Below are 2,532 nucleotides of genomic sequence, written 5' to 3'. Positions count from 1 at the left end.
GGGAGCGCAATATTTACTGAAGTATTGATTGAAGCAATACTCCAGCTCTCCGAAATGTTGATTTTTATTTGCCATACAATGNAGTTTTAGATACCCAATAACTGTTTACGTGCCTGCTCGATGGCTTTGTGACAAACGTTCATCTGCTTTGGATAGAAACGTGCGAGCCAATCATCCAATAAAATTTCATCATTGATGAATTTCACAGCTAACTGACGAGTGATCTCTATTGCTCTCTCTCCTCTTTCCCTGCCATTNAACCACGCTTTTGTCCAACAGCGTGTCCCTGTTGTGTCGAAATAGACGGATGCTTCTCGACTGATGTCATAACTGTGAATATCAATTTCAAGATTTTCCAAAGGATCGAGTNTCAAGCCGTTTTCGGCAGCTTCTTCAGAAAGTTTTTTTTTTGAGATTCATCCCAAGATTGGGGATATATTCCTTGACGGACTGCCAGAAATCCAAGAAAATCCTCGATTAGGATTTCCTGAATTTTCTCTATCAATGGAGCACTGCGCTCGGACAGNCCTAAGGGATTACCTAAATTGGGCATTNTTTCATAAAAATAATTTTTATCTGCTGCTTTTGAAAGNATATTCCTCAATGACGCTTCCATCTTTTTAGGAGGNATATAGGTTTTCGTTCGAAGCTCATTCATGTAGGTAGGAAGCCAGCGGAGCATNAGNGTCATGATCTCATTCTGNCTATCGTCATACTTGGTGGAAATTTTCCTGTCACCCAAAGCCTCGGTAGTAGGCTGGCGGGTGATACCCATGGCAGCCAGCTGCTGTATGTTTGCCCAAATCATGGCAATGAAATTTTCAGGATCAAGNACTTTTCCGTTAAACCGCACTTCCATGTGTAGAAAATCACCAGCACGGGCNATTTCCTGNCCNGCCTTTACNTCNGTNCCGTAAGGAGTGTAGGCTTCGGAAACGTTTCCATANGTAACTTCGTATTTNCCGTACCTNGANACAATATAGTTCTCGTGAACGGAATCATGTCCAGCTCCAATAATCATACCGCTTGCAATGGCATATAACGGTTTGTCCTTGACGGCATAATCAACACCTTGGTGCTGAAATCTTTCTCCCGTCTTGGGATGGGTTTGCTCTCCATAAGGAAGGATAACCTTCAGTTCTTCTTTCTCNCCCAAGGNAAAAGGCATCATGAAGCCNCTTGCCGACTCCAAGAGCATGTCCTTATAATCTTTTGCATCCATATACTATACTTGTTAGATTTAATATATCATATTCCACGGGAGCGGCGTACCACTGGTTCTTCCGACACAGGCAAATCAACTTGTCCCCGATGTTGTTCCGCCATCAAGTCTGGAACGACAGCATATCTCGGTAGCTGCTGCACGGACTGACCTTCCGATTGACGATGATTAATGTTGCGCAGAGTCATGCCGCCCAACATCATACTGGCCATTTTACCAAGCCAACCAAANGGACCAAACATCATGTAGGACGANAGTGCGAGGGACGCTAAATTCATCTTTGATACATTTCCNCCCGTAAGTTCACTGGCAACAGAATGCACACCGTTCATCATTGTGCCAGCAACGCCTCCTTGCTGTTGTTGTAATGCTGGTGTCATACCTTGTCCCATCATTTGNCTTGTTGACGGATATTGAGGAGTTGTAGGATCATAATACCCCCCGTTATTGTTGGAAACCATTCCGTTACCCGAGAAATAATGCCCAATCTGCTCCTTGCCTGTCTCATAGAGGTCAGCCCCTTCTCCAAAGACGGAAGCAACGCCACCTTTTATGCCTTGATACAGCCCTGCTGCTTCACCTGCAGCAGAACCNATGCCAGAATTTAATTTACCATAAGTACCATTGCCGAAAAGAACATCCGTGAGATTGGCGACCATGCTGACTTCATTGCCTTGATCGTCTACTTTCTTTCCTAATGTCGTTTCACCGAGAACACCAACGAGACCTTTTTGTGCGGCATCATCGCCACCTATGGATTTCATTACGTCTGGCAACAGCGTTCGTCCAGTTACCTGACGATAGGCAACTGAAGATAGAATAAGACTTGCAATAGGATGATTAGCAGAGTATCTGGCGTACTGACCAGCCCAACCTGCAGTCTTATTGATGACTTTACCGCCCTCTCTCCAGCCTGTCTTGGCTACTGTCTTGAGCGATTCCTTATTGATAAGAGCTGCTCTTTTGGCTGTTTCTTCTGCAACTTGTTCAGCCGCTTTTGCGGAATGAGCAATGCCATGGCCAGAGGCCTTGGTTCCGTCAATGATGACACGCCCTGCCTTTGGGGCGGCCTTGGCTCCCAAATGCTCGGCAGTCTTAAAACCTGACTTGGANTTAGACAGACTTTTCTCCCAATTTTTGAAGCCGGACTCTACCTTAGTGACCTTTCCCCCCATGGATTCTATCCATTTGGTATAGCTGGCCTTGCTGGCATAACGCCCTTCCTTCATGACAGAATTNGCCAATGCTTTGCCGACTGTTTTCTCTGCACTTTCAGCGGATTTCGCTGCTAATTTGACACCTACCTTTTC

2 protein-coding genes are annotated in these 2,532 nt (G+C 45.4%); both read right to left on the bottom strand.

What is annotated here, in order from left to right; translation table 11 throughout:
* Positions 1 to 86: 86 nt before the first annotated feature.
* Positions 87 to 359 (bottom strand): hypothetical protein, encoded by a 273-nt coding sequence (locus tag HMPREF9304_RS12525; RefSeq protein ID WP_197061676.1) that lies wholly within the window; start codon positions 357 to 359, stop codon positions 87 to 89.
* 11 nt (positions 360 to 370) lie between these two features.
* Entirely contained in the window at positions 371 to 1,168 is a 798-nt protein-coding gene (locus HMPREF9304_RS12520; RefSeq protein WP_445236348.1) for a M23 family metallopeptidase, read from the bottom strand.
* Positions 1,169 to 2,532 lie beyond the last annotated feature (1,364 nt).

The sequence above is a fragment of the Hoylesella timonensis S9-PR14 genome (genome assembly GCF_000762405.1).
GTDB lineage: Bacteria > Bacteroidota > Bacteroidia > Bacteroidales > Bacteroidaceae > Prevotella > Prevotella timonensis_A.
This window is presented reverse-complemented; position numbering and strand designations above follow the sequence as displayed.